Annotated in this window: 16 protein-coding genes; 5 read left to right on the forward strand and 11 right to left on the reverse strand. The window is 72.7% G+C overall.

Features of this window, described 5'->3' with window-relative positions:
- Nucleotides 1-122: 122 nt before the first annotated feature.
- The 3 genes from ACIA8D_RS25555 to ACIA8D_RS25565 are packed head-to-tail and all read right to left on the reverse strand — an operon-like array spanning nt 123 to nt 1875.
- Entirely contained in the window at nt 123-713 is a 591-nt protein-coding gene (locus ACIA8D_RS25555) for a dTDP-4-dehydrorhamnose 3,5-epimerase family protein (protein ID WP_399235826.1), read from the reverse strand.
- A 16-nt stretch (nt 714-729) separates the two neighbouring features.
- Nucleotides 730-1416, reverse strand: coding sequence for a sulfotransferase family protein (locus tag ACIA8D_RS25560; protein ID WP_399235785.1), 687 nt, complete (start codon nt 1414-1416; stop codon nt 730-732).
- 15 nt (nt 1417-1431) lie between these two features.
- Nucleotides 1432-1875 (reverse strand): carboxymuconolactone decarboxylase family protein, encoded by a 444-nt coding sequence (locus ACIA8D_RS25565; RefSeq protein WP_399235786.1) that lies wholly within the window; start codon nt 1873-1875, stop codon nt 1432-1434.
- Nucleotides 1876-2162: 287 nt separating this feature from the next.
- On the opposite strand from ACIA8D_RS25565, the gene ACIA8D_RS25570 reads away from it, so the two are divergent.
- The 4 genes from ACIA8D_RS25570 to ACIA8D_RS25585 are packed head-to-tail and all read left to right on the forward strand — an operon-like array spanning nt 2163 to nt 7248.
- On the forward strand, nt 2163-3467 hold the full coding sequence (locus ACIA8D_RS25570) for an amidase (protein ID WP_399235788.1): 1305 nt from the start codon (nt 2163-2165) through the stop codon (nt 3465-3467).
- 2 nt (nt 3468-3469) lie between these two features.
- Nucleotides 3470-4978: a glutamine synthetase family protein gene (locus ACIA8D_RS25575; RefSeq protein WP_399235790.1), complete on the forward strand. Its 1509-nt coding sequence runs from the start codon at nt 3470-3472 to the stop codon at nt 4976-4978.
- A gap of 39 nt (nt 4979-5017) precedes the next feature.
- A complete protein-coding gene (locus ACIA8D_RS25580; protein ID WP_399235792.1) occupies nt 5018-5353 on the forward strand; it encodes a 4Fe-4S dicluster-binding protein in 336 nt (111 codons plus the stop codon).
- Nucleotides 5350-7248, forward strand: a complete 1899-nt coding sequence (locus ACIA8D_RS25585) for a hypothetical protein (RefSeq protein WP_399235793.1) — start codon at nt 5350-5352, stop codon at nt 7246-7248. The genes ACIA8D_RS25580 and ACIA8D_RS25585 overlap by 4 nt, the downstream gene beginning before the upstream one ends.
- Nucleotides 7249-7315: 67 nt before the next feature.
- Here the strand turns inward: ACIA8D_RS25585 and ACIA8D_RS25590 are convergent, their stop codons facing one another.
- The 6 genes from ACIA8D_RS25590 to ACIA8D_RS25615 are packed head-to-tail and all read right to left on the reverse strand — an operon-like array spanning nt 7316 to nt 14307.
- On the reverse strand, nt 7316-8059 hold the full coding sequence (locus tag ACIA8D_RS25590; protein ID WP_399235795.1) for an antibiotic biosynthesis monooxygenase family protein: 744 nt from the start codon (nt 8057-8059) through the stop codon (nt 7316-7318).
- Between the two features lie 13 nt (nt 8060-8072).
- On the reverse strand, nt 8073-9527 hold the full coding sequence (locus tag ACIA8D_RS25595; RefSeq protein WP_399235828.1) for an FAD-dependent monooxygenase: 1455 nt from the start codon (nt 9525-9527) through the stop codon (nt 8073-8075).
- Between the two features lie 34 nt (nt 9528-9561).
- Nucleotides 9562-10761, reverse strand: a complete 1200-nt coding sequence (locus tag ACIA8D_RS25600) for an FAD-dependent monooxygenase (protein ID WP_399235796.1) — start codon at nt 10759-10761, stop codon at nt 9562-9564.
- On the reverse strand, nt 10758-11717 hold the full coding sequence (locus ACIA8D_RS25605; protein ID WP_399235797.1) for an aromatase/cyclase: 960 nt from the start codon (nt 11715-11717) through the stop codon (nt 10758-10760). Before ACIA8D_RS25605 ends, ACIA8D_RS25600 begins: the two co-directional genes overlap by 4 nt.
- Before the next feature lie 17 nt (nt 11718-11734).
- The gene (locus ACIA8D_RS25610; protein ID WP_399235800.1) at nt 11735-13222 is read right to left on the reverse strand and encodes an FAD-dependent monooxygenase; all 1488 of its coding nucleotides are present in this window, start codon (nt 13220-13222) and stop codon (nt 11735-11737) included.
- Between the two features lie 56 nt (nt 13223-13278).
- The gene (locus ACIA8D_RS25615) at nt 13279-14307 is read right to left on the reverse strand and encodes a methyltransferase (RefSeq protein ID WP_399235802.1); all 1029 of its coding nucleotides are present in this window, start codon (nt 14305-14307) and stop codon (nt 13279-13281) included.
- 250 nt (nt 14308-14557) lie between these two features.
- On the opposite strand from ACIA8D_RS25615, the gene ACIA8D_RS25620 reads away from it, so the two are divergent.
- Complete coding sequence (locus ACIA8D_RS25620) at nt 14558-15175, forward strand: DsbA family protein (RefSeq protein WP_399235803.1); 618 nt, start codon at nt 14558-14560, stop codon at nt 15173-15175.
- 37 nt (nt 15176-15212) lie between these two features.
- On the opposite strand, the gene ACIA8D_RS25625 is transcribed toward ACIA8D_RS25620, so the two are convergent.
- Both ACIA8D_RS25625 and ACIA8D_RS25630 read right to left on the reverse strand, forming a co-directional pair.
- Nucleotides 15213-16343, reverse strand: a complete 1131-nt coding sequence (locus ACIA8D_RS25625; RefSeq protein ID WP_399235805.1) for an NmrA family NAD(P)-binding protein — start codon at nt 16341-16343, stop codon at nt 15213-15215.
- Between the two features lie 89 nt (nt 16344-16432).
- Nucleotides 16433-17161 (reverse strand): SDR family oxidoreductase, encoded by a 729-nt coding sequence (locus tag ACIA8D_RS25630; protein WP_399235806.1) that lies wholly within the window; start codon nt 17159-17161, stop codon nt 16433-16435.
- Between the last annotated feature and the right edge of the window lie 167 nt (nt 17162-17328).

Consider the following 17328-nt stretch of genomic DNA (forward strand, 5'->3'; position numbering starts at 1 on the left):
ACTATGTCGGCCCCGCCCCCGGGGGGTGGCCCCCCCCCGGGGGGGCGGGGCGGGGGGGGGGGCCCCACCCCCCCGGGCCCCCCCCCCGCCGCCGTACCCCGTGAACCGCCCCGTGCCCCGGCTCAGCCCGGCCGCGCCCCGGCCGCGGAGCGCGGCCTGCACTGCTCGTACGTCGGAAGCAGCCCCGCGGCCGCCGCCTGCGCCAGGGTGGGCGCGGCGGCGTCCTTGTCCGAGCGGATCGGCGGCTCCTTCAGGTCCCACGGCAGCGCGAGCCCCGGGTCGAGCGCGTCGACGTCGATCATGGTGCCGGGCACGTACTCCTCCCCGCACAGATAGCTCATGCACGTGTCGTCGGTGAGGGCGAGGAACGCGTGCCCGATCCCGTCCGGCAGATACACGGCCACTCCCGACTCCGGGCTCTGGTGCGTGACGTCGTAGTGGCCGAACGTCGGCGAGCCCACGCGGAGATCGACGGCAATGTCCAGGGCGGCGCCCCGTACGCATGTCACGAACTTGGCCTGTCCGGGCGGGAGTTTCGTGCCGTGAATACCGCGCAGCGTATTCCGTTTCGACACCGAGTAATTCACCTGCCGGACCTGGAAGTCCCAGCCGCTCGCGGCCGAGATCTCCGCCGCCCGCACCGATTCGAAGAAAAGGCCGCGGCGGTCGCTCAGCGGCTCGGGCTCCACCCGATAGGCGCCGGGCACCGACATTTCCGAGATCCGCACCTCAAGCTCCTCTGGCCGGGGCCGGAGCCGTGTCCGTGGCCGGTCCCGCCGAGGCGGCGCTCGCGATCCGCTGCCGCATCGCCGAGCTGTCGTTGGCGCGCGGGAACTCCACGTCGGGCACGTCGGCGCCGAGGAACGCGCACAGCGGCTCCCAGCCCTGGCGGACGTCGTACACGAGGACCCGGTCGGCGCCGAGGGCCCGGACCACGTCCTCGTTGTGCCGGCGGTAGACCTCCATCGCGTGCTCCTGGTCGGTGAACCGGCCGCCGAACAGGCCGTCCCAGACCATGGTGCTGGTGACGCGGAGCAGCCTGGCCTGGTGGGAGCCGGGCGCCGGCGGGTGCTCGGCGCTGCGCAGCACGAACTGGTAGAGGGTGTCGTAGGTGCTGCGCCACCAGCTCTCCGCGTCGCGCACCGTGAGGATCACCTTGGCGTCGGGGCAGGCCGCGGCGAGCTGCTCGTAGTACACGGCGCAGGGTCCGTCCACGGCGGCGCGGGAGCCCTCGAAGAGGACGTCCCAGTCGGGGCGTTCGCCGTCACAGACGACGCTCTCCCACTGCCGCAGCCGGCGCTCGTCGCTGACGATGTCGAACATGTGGAAGGAGGGGCCGAGGCCGAGGACGTCGAGGGCGGCCTTGAGCGAGGTGGTGCCGGTTCTGCCCAGTCCCGCGTTGAAGATTTCGAGCACGGTGTCGTCTCCTTCTCAGCGCCAGGCCGCGGCTTCTTGGCGGGTGGCGACGTTCACCCGGTTCCAGAAGTTGACCAGGCCGATGTGCATGACCAGGGCGCCCAGCTGCTCGTCGGTGTAGAAGCGGGCCGAGTGCTCCCAGATCTCGTCGGTCGCCATGTCCTGAGGGTCCGTCATGAGCGTGATGGCCTCAGCCATTTCGAGGGCGGCGCGCTCGGCGTCGTCGAAGCAGGTCTCGGTGCGCCAGGTGGCCACCTGCGGCAGCCGACCGTCGGCGCCCGCGGCCCCCGGGTCGTCCGGTAGGTCGTAGGCGCGGCCGTTGATCTCGCTGACCCGCAGCCGCACGAGGTCGAGCGTGGCCCGCGGCACGCCGACCGTGCCGATGACCTTGGTCAGATCGAGCAGGGGTTGCAGGGCACCGGGAACGACCAAGGAAGGGTTGTCCATCCGCGGGGTCATCGATTTCCTCCTGTGCGGCAAGCGAGTATGAAATACCCGGGAAATCCTGCTCAGGTCACTGATCCTTGGCAACAGCCGGCCGTTCAATAGCGCCGTTCAACCGCGGAATACGCGCAGATGAAACATCAACATTCCGTAAGTTGCGCGGAATTGAAGCAATGGCTTGTAGTGGTCCGGTGTCAGAGTCCACCAAGACCAGGAGCAGACCGCGGGTCTGCGGAACCATTCATGAGACGCGGCAGGCTTTTCTCGACGGTGATTCCACGGTCACGGAGCATGTCGCCGGCGTGCTCGACGCCGTCCGGGCCGCGAACCCGCGCCTTCGCGCCTTCGTCGAGGTCGCGCACGGCACGGCGCTGGACGAGGCGCGCGCCGCGGACCGGCTGCTCGCCGCCCGTGGCGAGGCCGCGTTCGCCGGGCGTCCGCTGCTGGGCGTCACCGTGTCGGTGAAGGACCTGATCCAGACCGAGCAACTGCCCACGCGGCGCGGCTCCCTGCTCCCCAACCGGCGGGCCGCGGTGGACGCGCCGTCGGTGGCCCGGCTGCGGGCGGCGGGGGCGGTGGTCATCGGCAAGACGGCCACGTCCGAATACGGCTGGAGCGCGAGCACCGTCGGCCGAACCGGCGCCGCCACCCGCAATCCGTGGTCCGCGGAGCACAGCGCGGGCGGCTCCAGCGGCGGTTCGGCCGCGGCCGTGGCGGCGGGGCTCGGCACGGCGTCGCTGGGCACCGACGGCGCGGGCTCGGTCCGCATCCCGGCGGCGTTCTGCGGCGTGGTGGGCCTCAAGCCGTCCTTCGGGCAGATCCCCTACGTACCGCCGTGCCCCGAACGCCTCTCGCACGTGGGCCCGTTGACCCGGTGCGTGGCCGACGCCCGCGCGCTGTTCCGGGTCATGGCGGGGCCCGACCCGCGGGACCCGCAGTCCGTGCCCGTCCCGGCCGACACTCCCTCCTACGGAGCGCCGCCGCGCATCGGCTGGATCGAGTTCGCCGGTACGAGCGCCCCCGTGCGCGGCGTCACCGAAGAGGCCCTGGCGGTCCTCGCGGACCTCGGACAGCACGTCGACCGCATCGAGTCCCCCTTCACCGACCCCTACGAGGCGCTGGTGGACGTCCTGGCCGCGGCCGAGGCGCACGGCACCGCGATCGAGGACGAACCGTGGTGCGACGAGGGCCGGTTGGCGCTCGTACGGTACGGGCGGGCGCTGAGCGCGGCCGCCGTGGCGCGCGCCGAACAGACCCGGCTCGCCCTGCGCACCCGGCTCGGGGAGCTGATGCGCTCGTACGACCTGCTGGCCATGGCCACCGTGCCCGTCGAGCCCTTCGCCGCCGACGCGATCGCCCCCGACTGGGCCGCGGACCCCGAGGGCCTGCGCTGGCTCGCGTGGTCCCCGGCCACCTATCCCTTCAACCTCACCGGCCAGCCCGCGCTCTCCCTGCCGGTCGGCCGCACCCCTCAAGGTCTGCCGGTCGGGCTCCAGTTGGTCGGCCGCACCGGTGAGGACCTGCGGGTGCTCGCCACCGCCGAACGCCTCGAATCGGCCCTCGGCCCGATGCCGGCGCCTCCCGCGCCCACAGCGAAAGGAAGCTGACCATGCTGTCCAGAACGTGGTCCCTGCCCGGCGGCGACAGCGGCGTCGGCCGCCCCTCCTTCGTCGCCGAGTTCGGCCTGTGGGACGACCGCCGCGTCGAGGCGGCCGAGCACGTCGAGCGCCAACTCGACGAGGTCGACCTCGTGCGCGTCGTGTTCTGCGACCCGCACGGGCTCGCACGGTCCAAGACGGTGCCCGCCCGCGTGTTCCGCTCGGTGCTGCGCAACGGCATGGACTTCAGCGCGGGCCCCTTCCTCTTCGACACCGGGCACGCGGTCGCCGTCGACTTCCTCGCGGACGCCGGTCTCGGTGTCGGCGAGCTGCGCGGGGCGGGCGACTTCGTGCTCGTCCCCGATCCGCGCACCTTCCAGGTGCTGCCCCGCTCCGAGCCGCGCACCGCCTGGGTGCTGGGCGACGAGTACCTGCGCGACGGGCGCCCGCACCCGCTGTCGGCGCGCGCGGTGCTGCGCCGGGTGTGCGAGCAGTACGCGCGCCACGACCTCTCACCCGTGATCGGCCTGGAGGTCGAGTGGTACCTCACGCGGCTGACCGAGGGCCCGGTGGGCAACGAGGGCAACGGCTTCGGCCAACAGGGCGCCGCCCCGTCGGTGCGGGCCGTCAACCCCGGCTACCAGTTCAATCTCGACAGCCACTACGACTCGGTGGCCCATGTCGCGGACCCGCTGGCCGCGATGCTGATGCAACTCGGGCTGCCATTGCGGTCGTTCGAGCACGAGTCGGGCCCCGGGCAGCTGGAGACGACCTTCGACCCGATGCTCGCCCTGGACGCCGCCGACGCGATGCTGCTGCTGCGCACCCGGCTCAAGCAGGAGTGCCGGCGCCTGGGCCACCACGCCTCGTTCATGACCCTGCCGCGGCTGCCCGGCTTCGACCCCAGCGGCTGGCATCTGCACCAGTCGGTGACCAGCGCCAAGAACGGGGCCAACGTCTTCGCCGACGACGGCCCTGTGCTGGACGGCATCTCCCCCGCCGGCGAGGCCTACATCGGCGGACTGCTCGCCCGCGCCCGCGAGTTCAGCCTGCTGTCGGTGCCGACGGTGAACGGCTACCGGCGGCTGTCCCCAGACTTCCCGCTCGCCCCGACGTCGGTCGACTGGCGGTTCGAGGACCGCAGCGCCCTGGTGCGGGTCCTGAGCGGCGGCAGCTCCACCCACGTCGAGAACCGCATCGGGGAGCCCTGCGCCAACCCCTACTTCGCGATCGCCTCCCAACTGCACGCCGGGCTCGAAGGCATGCAGTCGGCGGGCGCGCCCGCGGGCTCCCCCCACCCGGCGCTGCCGGCCTCGCTGCGCGAGGCCCTCGACGCCTTCCGCGCGAGCGACAGCGCGGAGCGGCTGCTCGGCAGCCCGCTCAAGAACTGCCTGGCCCTGCTCAAGGAGAGCGAGGCCACCCGCTTCGAGGCGTGGTGCGCCGCGGGGACTGAGAGCGCCGAGGACATCGCGCGCTCCGTCACGGCGTGGGAGCACCGCGAGTACTTCGGACCGTTCTGACCGACCCGCCCCGGCACTTCCGATGAGGGTGAGACCCGCATGCCAAAGACCCAGGACAGCTCCGCCGTGGTCGCCTCGGCCCGTACCGAGCGCATCAACCGGCAGTCCCGCGACGAGAACTGGAAGAAGCCTCCGCGGCGCATCGACACCACGGAATGCATCACCTGCGACACCTGCCTGCGCAGTTGCCCGGCCGAGTTCGGCGCGATCTTCGACGACGGACTGAACGTCAGGATCGTCCCGGAACTCTGCTCGGGCTGCCCCACCTGCGTACTGGTCTGCCCCGTCGACTGCATCTACGTGGACGAGGACTGGTCGCCCACCGACGCCCGCATGTGGGACCACGTCACGCTCAACTCCGGGGGCCAGGCATGACGCTGCCCACCGAGCGGGACCGTACGCTCAGCCGCAGAGCGGCCATGGCGAAGGCCCGGCAGAGCCGCCGCCCCAGTCGGCTCGGCAGGCCCGCGGGCGCCGCGGACGGGCCCGACCGCGCGGCCGAGCCGGACGCCGGGTTCCCCGCCCTGCTGAAGGACACCTGGCAGCAGGCCGTGCAGGCGCCCGACCTCGCCTCCGCCGTGGACGTGCTGCTGACGCTCGGCGGGCACGTCCCGGCCGACATCCAGTTGCGCGCGCTCGACCTGGAGGCCGAGACGACCCTCAAGGTGGTCGCGGGCCGCAGCTGGCGCGACGGCAGTACCACCGGACCGACCGGCCTCCCGCGTGAACACCGCCCCGACGACGTCGCGTTCCTCGGCGAGATCGGCCTCGACACGAGCGGCAGGGTCGTCCTGCGCGGCCCGTCGCGGGCGCCGCTGGCCACCGGGACAGAGCTGGTGGGCGGCGTCCTGCGGATGCCGTGGAGCGCCGCCGACCTGAGCGCCTACGAACGTGAACTGGCCGCGGCCACCGAACGGGAGCGCGCCGCGGTGGCGGACTGCCGCAGCTGGCTGCACGCCGCCGGCGCCGAGGGCCGCGAGCAGATGCTGACGGACCTGACGGAAGCGGCGCTGCGCACGGCGCCGTTCGTCCTGTACGCGGGCGAGCGCAAGTACACGAATTTCCGCGGGCCGAACAACCTGACCGGGAAGACGCTGCGCCCCGGGCACCCGGACTGCGCGCTGAGCAGCCTCGCGGGCGTGCCGCTCGGCCTGTGGTCGGACGGCGACGTACTCCTGGTCGTGTGTCTGACGCTGCTGGTGCGCTCGGCCGGGTACGCCCGGATCGAGGAGGCCAACGGGACCCGTCTGACGCCCGATCACGTGGCGCTGCTCCTGGAGCGCACCCGCCTCGGGTACAACGCGGCACGTCCCGAGCTGCCCGCGGTGCCCGCCGCTCCGGCTCCGACGGTGGAGGCGCTCGACACGCTCGCCGGACGACTCGCGGCGCGGCGCCCGGAGGTCGGCGCGGCGCGGCAGCTGTACCGCGAGATCCACGGCCCGCTGATGCACAAGATCGAGCGGATCGCCGGGCCGGTGAAGGACGAGGCGCGGCGCCTGGAGGGCGAGTTGTGCGCCCGGCTCGGTGAGCGGCTGCCGGTCGCGGGCGGCACGCTGGCGGCCCTCGGCGAGCAGGTGCGCGACGCGCCGCACTGGCTGGCGGCGCCGCACGGCGCGTTCGCGACCGGCCTGGAGTCGCTCGTGCACGAGACGGTGCGCGCGGCGACGGAGGTCTTCGACGCCGACTTCGCGATGAGCCGGGGCATGCGCTCGCTGCCCGCGCTGATCACGGCGCTGCGCGCGGAGGACTACGCGACGGTCGCCGGCTGGGAGATACCGCACTTCTTCTGCTGCGTGGTGCCGTCCGCTGACGCGCCGCGTCTGTTCGACGGCAGCGCGCGACGCCTTGCCGACACCGCGTGGGCGATCTCCTCGCGCATGCAGTACAACTCGTGGCACTTCCTGGTGGGCAATCTGCCGAAGACTCCGGAGATCCTGGCGCGGGACCACTTCGTGCCGCCCGCGATCCCCGACCTCGGCCACTACTCGGACCAGCACCACAACGGCCATGTCGCGGCGCGGGTGCGCTTCACGGTCCGCAGCCCGCAGGCGGTCCAGGTCCTTGGTCGGCCGTTCGGCGGCTTCATGGACCTTCGGCTGCTGCGCTGCGAGGGGCTGCCCTTCGACGAGCAGGACCTGCTGGCGGCGCACCGAACGTCTGCGTTCGTCGCGGGGGCCACGAGCGCGGCAGCCTCGCTCGTGGCCGCGGGCACCGACCTGGAGGTCACGTCGTTCGACTCGCAGTGGCACTGGGACACCATCGCCGGTTAGCCACGGCACGACCGGTACGCGAAAGGGGCCCCACCGCCGCGGCGGTGGGGCCCCTTCGTGGTGTCCGTCAGGCCGCGACCGGCTGGTCCGCGGAGCGGGTGTGCACGGCGCGGTAGCCGTTCCAGTCGACGTCACGGGTCAGCGCGTCCAGGGCGTCCTGGAAGCCCTCGCGGGCCGGCATCCACACGGCGCGGTCGAGGGTGCGGTGCGCATCGTAGGCCTCCTTGCTGTCCCACTGGGAGTACACGACGACGAAGTCGTTGTCGGTGCCGACGGTGGCGAGGGTGCCCGCGCCGCCCTCCAGGTTGCGCGAGCGGATGCCGCGCAGCACGCTCCGCGAGCGGTAGCCGGGCACGTCCACCAGCCAGGAGTGGGCGCCGCCGAGCGTCTTGACGACGTCCTTCTGGTCCGCGGGGTCCACGTTGAGGATCTCGATGACGGTGTAGTCGTCACGGTCGGGCGAGACCGTGGTGACCGCTCCCTGGCCGGGGTGACGGTGGCTCAGCTCGACCTCGGTCTGCATGAGGCGCACGAAGGTGGTGATCTCCCGGAAGACGGGCACCGTGTGGTGCTTGAACTCGGTGTCGTTGTACCGGGTTTCGAGGTCCTGCATGCCGCGCCACTGGATGAAGTTGGCGGTGCCAGGGGTGTGCTCCCCGCGGTGCACGGTGCTGGAGATCCAGCCGGGGAACGCCGCCGTGTCGACGATCTTCTTCATCTCGGTGACGAGCGTGTCGACGCGCGGGCGGCTGTCGGTCTTGAACAGGTTGAGGACGGTCAGGTGCCCGGCCTCGGGGTCGATGAACGGCATGGTGTCTCCTTGGTCAGTTGTGGCGGTTGTCTCGGGGCGCGCCGAACCAGCGGCCGAGGGCCTCCGTGAGACCGTCCGGGCCCGCGCCCGGTCCGCCGGCCCAGGCGATGTAGCCGTCGGGGCGCACCAGCAGGGCGTCGACCCCCTCCGGCGCGTCCTCGGGGCGGGTCTTCGGGCGGACCACGTCGATCCGGTCGGACCACGGCTCGGCCGCCGCCGGCACGGTGTCGTCGGCGGCGAGGTCGAGGACGAAGCCGCGTCCACCGTGCAGCAGGGCGTAGGCGGTGCCGGCGCCGGACGTCTCGTCGGTGAGGCCGAAGTCCGGCAGCCGGCGGCCAAGCAGCGGGTGGCCGCCGCCATCAGCGTCGCCGTCGGTGTCGCCGTAGGTGATGTCGAGGCCGGTGACCATCCCGACGAGCAGCTTGCGCGCGTCCTCGTACTCCATGAGCTCGGCGAAGACCGAGCGCATCGGGTCCATTTCGGGGCCGCCGAGGTACAGGCTGCGCTGGGTGAGGGTGTTGGCGAGGATGCGGGCGCCGACCGGGTGCCGCTCCTCGTGGTAGGTGTCGAGCAGGCCCTCGGGGGCGGTGCCGTGCAGTTCGGCGGCCAGCTTCCAGCCGAGGTTGACGGCGTCGCCGACCCCGGCGCTGATGCCCTGGGCGCCGATCGGCATGTGGATGTGGGCGGCGTCCCCGGCGAGCAGGACACGGTCCTTGCGGTACGTGGCGGCCTGCCGGCTGGAGTCGGTGAAGTAGCTGAGCCAGCGCGGCGTACCGGCGTGGATGTCGTCCCCGGTGACCCGCTTGAAGGCGTCGGCGACCTCCTGGAAGGTGGGCGGCTGCGAGGTCGGGCGCACGCCCGCGCCGCGTTCGAAGACGACGACGCGGGTGGTGTTCGGGCCGACGGGCAGCACGACGACCATGCCGGCCTCGCCCAGTTCCCCGGTGGGCCGCAGCCGCACCTGGACGTCGGACACGTCGGCCATCAGCATCTCGATGGTGGCCTCGTAGCCGGGGAAGTCGATGCCCGCCAGGGTGCGCACGGCGCTTCGGGCGCCGTCGCAGCCCACGATGTAGCGGGCGCGCAGGCCGCGTTCGCCGTCCGGGGTGTTCGCCCGCACCTCGACGCCTTCGTCGTCGGTGGTGAGCGCGGTGAGTTCCCAGCCGCGCCGGATCTCGGCGCCGCGGCCGGTCGCCCAGGTGTGCAGGATGGACTCGGTGAGGGCCTGCGGGACGCCGCGCACCCCGAAGTTGCCGCCGGGCACGATGGTGTAGTCGAGCGGCATGCCGCCGAAGTGGCCGACGGGTATGACGCCCAGGTCCCCGAAGTGTTCCAGGAGTCCGCGCTGGCCGAACTCCTCCATGGTGCGGGCGGAGAAGCCGAGGGCCCGCGACTGGCGCATCGGCTCGGTGAGCCGCTCCAGGACGACGGCGTCGACCCCGGCCAGGCGCAGCTCGCCGGCGAGCATCAGTCCGGTGGGGCCTGCCCCCACGATGATCACGTCAGTGTCGAAGTCTTGCACTGTCTTCCCTGCCTCCCGTGCTTACGTGCGCAAACTGGCGGTCGAGGTTGCTCGCCACCGCTGACAGATGGGTGCGGACCTGGTCCAGGGCGGTCAGTTCGGCGAGGACCGCGCGCAGCGGGCCCGCCTCCGTGCCTCCGTACATGAGCTGTTCCTGGGCCGCGACGTGGCGGATGACGCGGGCCGCGACGGGGTGCCGCTGCCGCTGGTAGTCGTCCAGGAGGCCGTCGGGCGCCTCGCCGCGCACCGTGCGGGCGAGGGCGGGCCCGAGGGCGACGGCGTCCTGGAGGCCGGTGTTGAGTGCCTGACCGCCGACGGGCGGATGCCAGTGGGCGGCGTCGCCCGCCAGCAGGACGCGTCCGCGCCGGTAGGTGTCCGCCTGCCCCTTGGTGTCGTCGAACGCGTCGAGCCACAGCGGCTCGCCCGCAGCGATGTCCTCGCCGGTGACCTGTGCCCACGCGCGGACCACCTCGTCGAACGCGGGCCGCCGGTGGCGGGCGCGTACGCCGGTGCCGAAGGCGTGCACCATCACGCGGGTGACGCCCGCGCGCGTCGAGGCCACGGCGAAGCCGCCGGGCAGGCGCTCGAAGCGGCGGTCGCGGACGGTGAGTCCGGCGACGTCGGCCCGCAGCAGGGTTCTGGTGGCGGGCGCAACGGTGGTGGGGAACGCCGCGAGGCGGCGCACGGTGCTGTCGGCGCCGTCGCATCCCACCAGGTACGCCGCGCGGACGGTGGTGGGTCCCGCGGGTCCGCCGAGCGTGCACACGACGGCGTCCGGCTCCTGGCGGATGCCGGTCAGCCCGTGGCCGCGTGCGAGGCGGACGCCCAACTCGGCGGCGCGCAGCCCGAGATGGTGCTCGGTGCGGTACTGGGGCACCTTCCAGTGCCCCGCGTACGCGCCGTCCCCGTCCGGCGGCGCGGCCAGCGGGAAGGACAGTCCGCCGAAGTGGGCCCGCGGCTCGTGGACGGCCTCGTCGAGCAGCGCGTCGAATCCGCGCTCGTGCAGCAACCGCGCGGTGCGCGTGGTGAGTTGGCTGGCCCGGGACTCGTCCGTCGGGGCGGTGAGCCGCTCCACGACGAGGACCTCGACCCGGGCCCGCCGCAGTTCGCAGGCGAGCAGGAGTCCGACGGGTCCTGCGCCGACGACGACGACCGGATGGTCCGTCCGGTCCCCGCTCACGACCGCGTTCGCCCGGCGGCCAGGCCCTCGGCGTGCGTCTTGGCGAGGTTGAGGGTGGCCAGGCTGTTGCCGCTCAGCGCGGTGCGCACGAAGGTACGCGCGGTGTCGACGGTGGCGTCGGCTCCGAGCACCGCGGCGATGTTGTCGGTGTTGATGCGCACGGTGTGCCGGGAGGTGACCAAGACCCGGCCGCCGTCGAGCTCCTCGATGAGCCAGCGCCCGGTGTGCAGTGTCATCAGCGCCGGCAGCACGGTCTGCTTGTAGACGATCGACGTCGCGGCCCGGCACACCCGCACGGAGCGAGTCGTGTGGCTGCTGCCGTCCTTGGTGCGGGTGTCCATCTCCAGGACCTGGAGGCCGGGTTCGTCCTCGTCGAGCGTCACCCGGGCGACGTGCGGCAGACGCTCCCGCCACAGCTGGGCCTCGTTGAGGAAGTCGTAGACGTCCTTGCCGCTTCCGTCGACGGTGACCGTGTCCTCGAACGTGAGGGGCTCGTCGGCGCCGGCGGCCTCGGCCGCCGTCTTGAGCGCGGCGAGTTCGGAGGCGCTGTTGCGGTCCACCGCCTGCTTGATCCAGTCGAGGTCGGCGGGGTCGTCGGTGGCGGCGTGGAAGTCGTGCAGCAGGCGCACCCGGCACTCGTGCGCGGACAGCGGCTCGACGATCCAGGCGCCTCCCATGCCGCCGACCGGGTGCTGCGAACGCTCCTGACGGAACGTCACCCTGCGGCCCGCGGAGTCGTGTTCGCGACGCGACGTCCAGGTCTTGGCCGTCCCGTTCGCGGTGGCCCACAGCCGGATCAGCTCCGCGTCGCCGGAGCGCTCCACGACCTCGGCGTGCACGGTCGGCGGGAACGTCTCGGGCCACCGGGTGACGTCGGCGACCAGGGCGTACACCGTGTCGGCCGGGGCCCGGACGGTGGTCGTGTGCTCGGTCTCGGTGACGGGGTTCTCAGTCATGTCTCTTCTCCTGTGGGTCACGCGGTGCGGGCGGCGTCGCCGAACCAGCGGCGCAGCGCCGCCGGGAGGCCGCCGCCGTCGGGAGCGGTCCAGGCGACGTAGCCGTCGGGGCGGACGAGCACCGATTCGACGGGGGCGGCGTCCTCCTCGGGCCCGGCGGGGAAGGTCTCGACGCGGACCACGTCGACGCGGTCGGCCCACGGGGCGGCCGCGTCGGCGGTGGCACCGGTGGCGTCGGCGGTGATCAGCACGCCGCGCGCCGGGTGCAGCAGCCGGGCCACCCGGTCGACTCCGCCGTCGGCGCGCCTGAGTTCACGGTCTGCGAGCCGGGCGCCGAGCAGCGGGTGGGTGGCGCCCTCGACCGGCTCGTCCGGTGCGTAGCGGACGTCGAGGCCGCTGACGAGGCCGGACAGGTGCCGGGCCACGGCCGGCAGCGCGATCAGTTCCGCCATCACGGAGCGCATCGGCGCCACCGCGCGACCGGTGAGGTTGAGCGTGCCCTGGGCGAGGGTGGTGCGCAGGACGCGCGCGGCGACCGGGTGCCGCTCGGCGTGGTACGTGTCGAGCAGCCCCGCCGGGGCGGTGCCGCGCACCGTGGCCGCCAGCTTCCAGCCGAGGTTGAAGGCGTCCTGCACGCCGATGCTCAACCCCTGTCCGCCGGCCGGCAGATGGATGTGGGCGGCGTCCCCCGCCAGCAGCACCCGGCCGCGCCGGTACGCGGTGGCCTGCCGGGTGGCGTCGGTGAAGCTGCTCACCCAGCGCGCCTCGCCGTGGTGGATGGAGTCGCCGGTCAACCGCTGCCAGGCGTCCGCGACCTGATGGAACGTCAGCTCACGGTCGCGGTCGGGCCGGGTGCCGTTCTCGCAGACGATGATGCGGGTGTACCCCTCCTCCAGCGGCGCGGACATCACCATGCCGTCCGGCAGCAGCTCGCCGATCATGCGCGGCTTGATGTCGCAGCCCTTGACGTCGGCGAGGTACATCTCGCGGGTGGCGTCGGAGCCGGCGAACTCGAAGCCCGCGAGCCGCCGTACCGCGCTGCGCCCGCCGTCGCAGCCGACCAGGTAGCGGGCGGTGCACTCCTCGACGCCGTCCGGACCGCTCACGGTCGCGGTGACGCTGTCGCCCGTGTCCGTGAGCGCGGTCAGTTCGCGGCCGCGGCGCAGCCGCACGCCCCGTTCGAGGGCCCAGCCCTCCAGCATTTCCTCGATCTTGTACTGCGGGGCGCCACGCACCCCGAAGTGCGAGCCCTCCAGCACCCCGTAGTCGATCGGGATGCCGCCGAAGTGGCCCTGGCGGGTGATCTCGATGTTCTCCAGGCGTTCGAGAAGGCCACGCTGTTGGAAGGCCTCCGTGGCACGGGCGGTGAATCCGATGCCGCGCGACTCCCAGCTGCGTTCGGTGCGCTGCTCGAAGACGGTGACCTCGGCTCCGCCGAGACGCAGTTCGGCGGCGAGCGTCAGCCCGGCGGGACCTGCCCCGATCACTATGACGTCGGTGTCCATGTTCCTGTCCAAAGGCTCGTCTTCGGCGGTGTGCGGGAATCGCGCACCCGGGCGGGTCAGACCGGGATGGCCTCGATGACCGAGATGGGCGCGGTGGTGGGCACGGCGCGGGTGACCTGGAAACCGGCCTTGGCGAACAGCTCGGTGTACTCGGCGAGCGTGCGGTCCTGGGCGCCGAGCATGAGCATCAGCCACAGGTCGATGGTGTGACCGAGGTGGTTCTCATTGCGCTCCGGCAGCACGTACTCGATGACGAGGAGCTTGCCGCCGGGGGCGATCGCCTCACGGGCGTTGCGCAGCGCGGTCAGCGCGTCCTCCTCGGAGAAGTCGTGGAGGATGTGCTTGAACACGTACGCGTCGGCGCCCGCCGGGGGCTTGTCGAGGTAGCCGCCGTGCTCGATGGTGTAGCGGTCCGCGACGCCCGACTCCTCGAACAGGGCAGGCGAGTCGACGGTGGCGACCTCGGAGTCGAAGAGGATGCCCTTGGTCTCCGGGGCCTGCCGCAGGATGCCGGCGAGCAGCCCGCCGCGCCCGGCGATGACGTCGACGACGGTGCCGAATTGGGAGAAGTCGTAGGCGGCCAGGACCGGGTCCGTCTCCGAGGCGGAGAGGTCGCCGAAGGCCTTGAAGAAGAAGGCCGCGTACTCCGGCGTCGCGTGGAAGAAGTCCAGCGCGCCCATGCCGCGCAGCTTGGGCAGGTTGGGCTCGCCGGTCTCCGCGGTGGTGAGCAGATGCCCCCACTCCTCCCACAGGATGGGGTGGTTCATCAGCAGGGCGAAGCCGCGCATGGAGTCCTGGGCGTCCTCGCGCAGCTTGTCGGAGAGCGGCGTCTGCTCGTAGCGGCCGTCCTCGCGGACCGCGAAGACCCCGTGTCCCGCGAGCGCGCGCAGGATCCGGTGGGTCGCCCTGGGGTCCGCCCCCACGCGCGCCGCGATGTCGTCGGCCGTCAGGGGTCCTTCGGCCAGGACGTCCGCGACACCGAGCTTCGCGACGACGGCGATGGCCTGGGTGACGACCGCGCCCTGAATGAGATTGAGCAACGCGTACGAGTCGGACTGGTCACGGACCTCGGGCAGTACAGACATGTTTTCCCTTTCGGAGCACCCTTTTCGCGGATTCCAGACGATAGGACCGCGCTTCTCGGGCTGGCAACAATGAAATTGGCGGAATTCGGGGATCGCCGTTCAACCGGGGAGAACGGGCAGTCGAACAGGAATTGTCGAGCGGCGCTCCAGCGGAATTCCGGTGTGCGTTGTCAGGTTGGTTCGGCCCCGCAGGCCCGCGCGCACCCCGCCGCGCGGTCGGTGCGCGGTCGGTGCGTCAAGGAGGCCCCCTTTGCGGCACGACATCCCGACTCCCGTGGACTTCTGGTTCGACCCGACCTGTCCGTGGGCCTGGCTGACCTCGCGCTGGGTCCTGGAGGTCGCCGAGCACCGTCCGCTGACGGTGCGTTGGCATCTGATGAGCCTGACGGTCCTGAACGAGGGGCGCACCGGGCTGCCGGAGCGCTGGCACCGGGAGCTGTCCGTGCGGCTCGAACCGGTGCGCGTGTGCGCCGCCGCAGTACGCGAGTACGGGCCCGGAGTCCTGGGCCGGCTCTATACGGAGCTGGGGACCCGGTTCCACCTGGAGCAGGCGCCGAAGGAGCGGGCCACGTACGCCGCGGCGCTCGGCGCGGCGGGGCTCGATCCCGCCCTGGCCGCCGCCGCGCACGCGTCGGAGTTCGACGAGGCGGTGCGGGCCTCGCACCACGACGGCATCGGCCGCGTCGGCACCGATGTGGGCACACCCGTCGTGGCGGTCGGCGATGTCGCGTTCTTCGGCCCGGTGCTGTCGCCGGCCCCGCACGGCGAGGCGGCCGTCCGGCTGTGGGACGGCGTGCTGGCCGTGGCGGGGACCGACGGTTTCTTCGAGCTCAAGCGGACCCGCGACCGGGCGCCGCGGTTCGCCTGAGTACGCGGTCCCGCGCCCGGCACCCGCGTACGGGAGGTCAGTGCGCGGCCGGCACCGGGGCGGTCCAGTTCTCGGTCAGCCAGCTTTGCAGGGACACGAGGCCGGGCCGGGTGCCGCGCAGTGCGGGCAGGTCGGCGCGGTAGCCGTCGCGCTCGAACCAGTCGAACATGTTGGCCAGGTCCGGGCGGGCCGCGCGCAGCGGCTCGATGGGCAGCTGCTGAAAGCGGGTCGGGATGCCGCAGGCGCCCTCGAAGGCCGCCGCCATCTGCGGTCCGGTGAGGCTGTCGCCGGCGATCTCGACGACGCGGCCGAGCCAGTCGCCGGGGTTCTCGAAGGCGTCCGCGGCGAACACACCGATGTCGCTGGTGGCGATGAGCTGCACCTCGGTGGCCGGGTCGAGCCACATGGCGAGCACCAGTTCGCCGTCCGTCGGGCGCGGTGCGATGTCGAGCAGGATGTCGTGGAACATCACGGGCCGGAGCACGGTGGTGGGCAGGTCGAGCGTGCGCAGATGGGCCTCGACGCGGTTCTTGCTCTCGAAGTGCGGCACCCGGGTGTCGCGGTCCGCGCCGCCCACGGAGCTGTAGACGAAGTGCCGCACCCCGGCGCGCACGGCGGCGTCCGCGACCGCGCGGCCCTGCCGCTCCTCCGCCTCCACGCCGCCCGGACCGCGGAAGGTCTGCACGCTGAAGACTCCGTGGACGCCGGTCATCGCCTCGGCCAGCGAGGCCTCGTCGTCCAGGTCGCCGCGGACGAGCACGGCGCCGGCCGCTTCGAGCGCGCGGGCCGCCTCCTTGTCCGGGTCGCGGACCAGGGCGTGCACGGTGTGGCCACGGCGCAGCAGTTCGCGCGCCACCGCGCCGCCCTGCCGGCCGGTGCCGCCGAGGACGAGGACCGGGCCCGCCACCACCCCGGTCGGCTCCGACGCCCTTCGCAACGAGTTGACGAGGTCCACGAGTTCGCGGGGCGTGGTGAGGTCGACGGCCTCGTCGTCACAGAGCGCGACGCCGAAGTCCCGCTCGATGTGGCCGTGGGCCTCCAGGAGGGCGACGGAGTCGTAGCCCAGGTGCTCGAACGAGAGGTCCGGCGCCTCGTCGAAGGGCTGGGTCGGCTCGCCCGCGCACTGGCGCAGGATCTCCTGGAGGTCGCTGACGGTGAACTGTCGCAAGGTCTTGCCTCTCTTCTGTTCCGGGTCGGGTGCGGTCCTGGCCCACAGGGCTGGGCTCCCGTCGCCACGAAGGGACCGGGTCCTCGTCGCTACCAAGGCACGGGGCCCTCGTCGGCCACGCTCGCGCCCGAGGGGCCGTCCTCGTCGAGCAGGGCGAGCCGGACGACGACGGCGGCGCCCTGCGCGGGTGTGCGCGGGCCGCGGTGGTGGTTGATGTCCGTGGCGACGACGCCGGGCAGCGCCGCGTTGACCTTGACGGTGGTGCCGCGCAGCGCCTTGGCGTAGGCGACGGTGAGGGCGTTGAGCGCCGTCTTGGAGGACTGGTAGGCGATCATGTCGACGCCCGCGAGCGGGGAGTCCGGATCGCCGTTGAGGGCGAGCGAGCCCACGTGGCTGGACAGGTTCACGATCCGTCCGGCCGGGGCGCGCCGCAGCAGCGGCAGCAGGGCGCGGGTGACGGTGGCGACGCCGAAGACGTTGGTCTCGTAGACCTCGCGCAGGTCGTCGGCGCCTGCCTGGTCGGCGGTTCCGGTGAACGAGCCCGCGGTTCCCGCGTTGTTGACCAGGATGTCAAGCCGCCCGTAGCCGCTCTCCACGAAGCGGGCCGCCTCCGAGACGGAGGTCTCGTCGCGGACGTCGAGGCGCACCGGCGTCACGGTGATGCCGTCGGCGCTCAGCGCGTCGGCGGCCTGCTTGCCCAGGACCTCGTCGCGCGCGCCGAGCACGACGGTGACGCCCCGCTCCCCCAGCTCGCGGGCCACGGCGAGGCCGATGCCCTTGTTGGCGCCCGTGATGAGCGCGATCTTCTCGGCCGTCACACCTGATTCCTTTCCGCGCGAATTCGCCGCCGGGAGAAATTCCCCGGAGGTCGCCCCCGATGGTGGTGCTGTGCGCGGCACGCCTTCAAGTATTCGGCGGCACGTTCAAGCTCGGCCGATCCGCGGTCGAACGCTCCACCAGAACTCCAGAATTGCCGTTCTTTGCG

Origin of the sequence: Streptomyces sp. NPDC051684 (assembly GCF_044453445.1) — a bacterium.
Classification (GTDB): Bacteria; Actinomycetota; Actinomycetes; order Streptomycetales; family Streptomycetaceae; genus Streptomyces.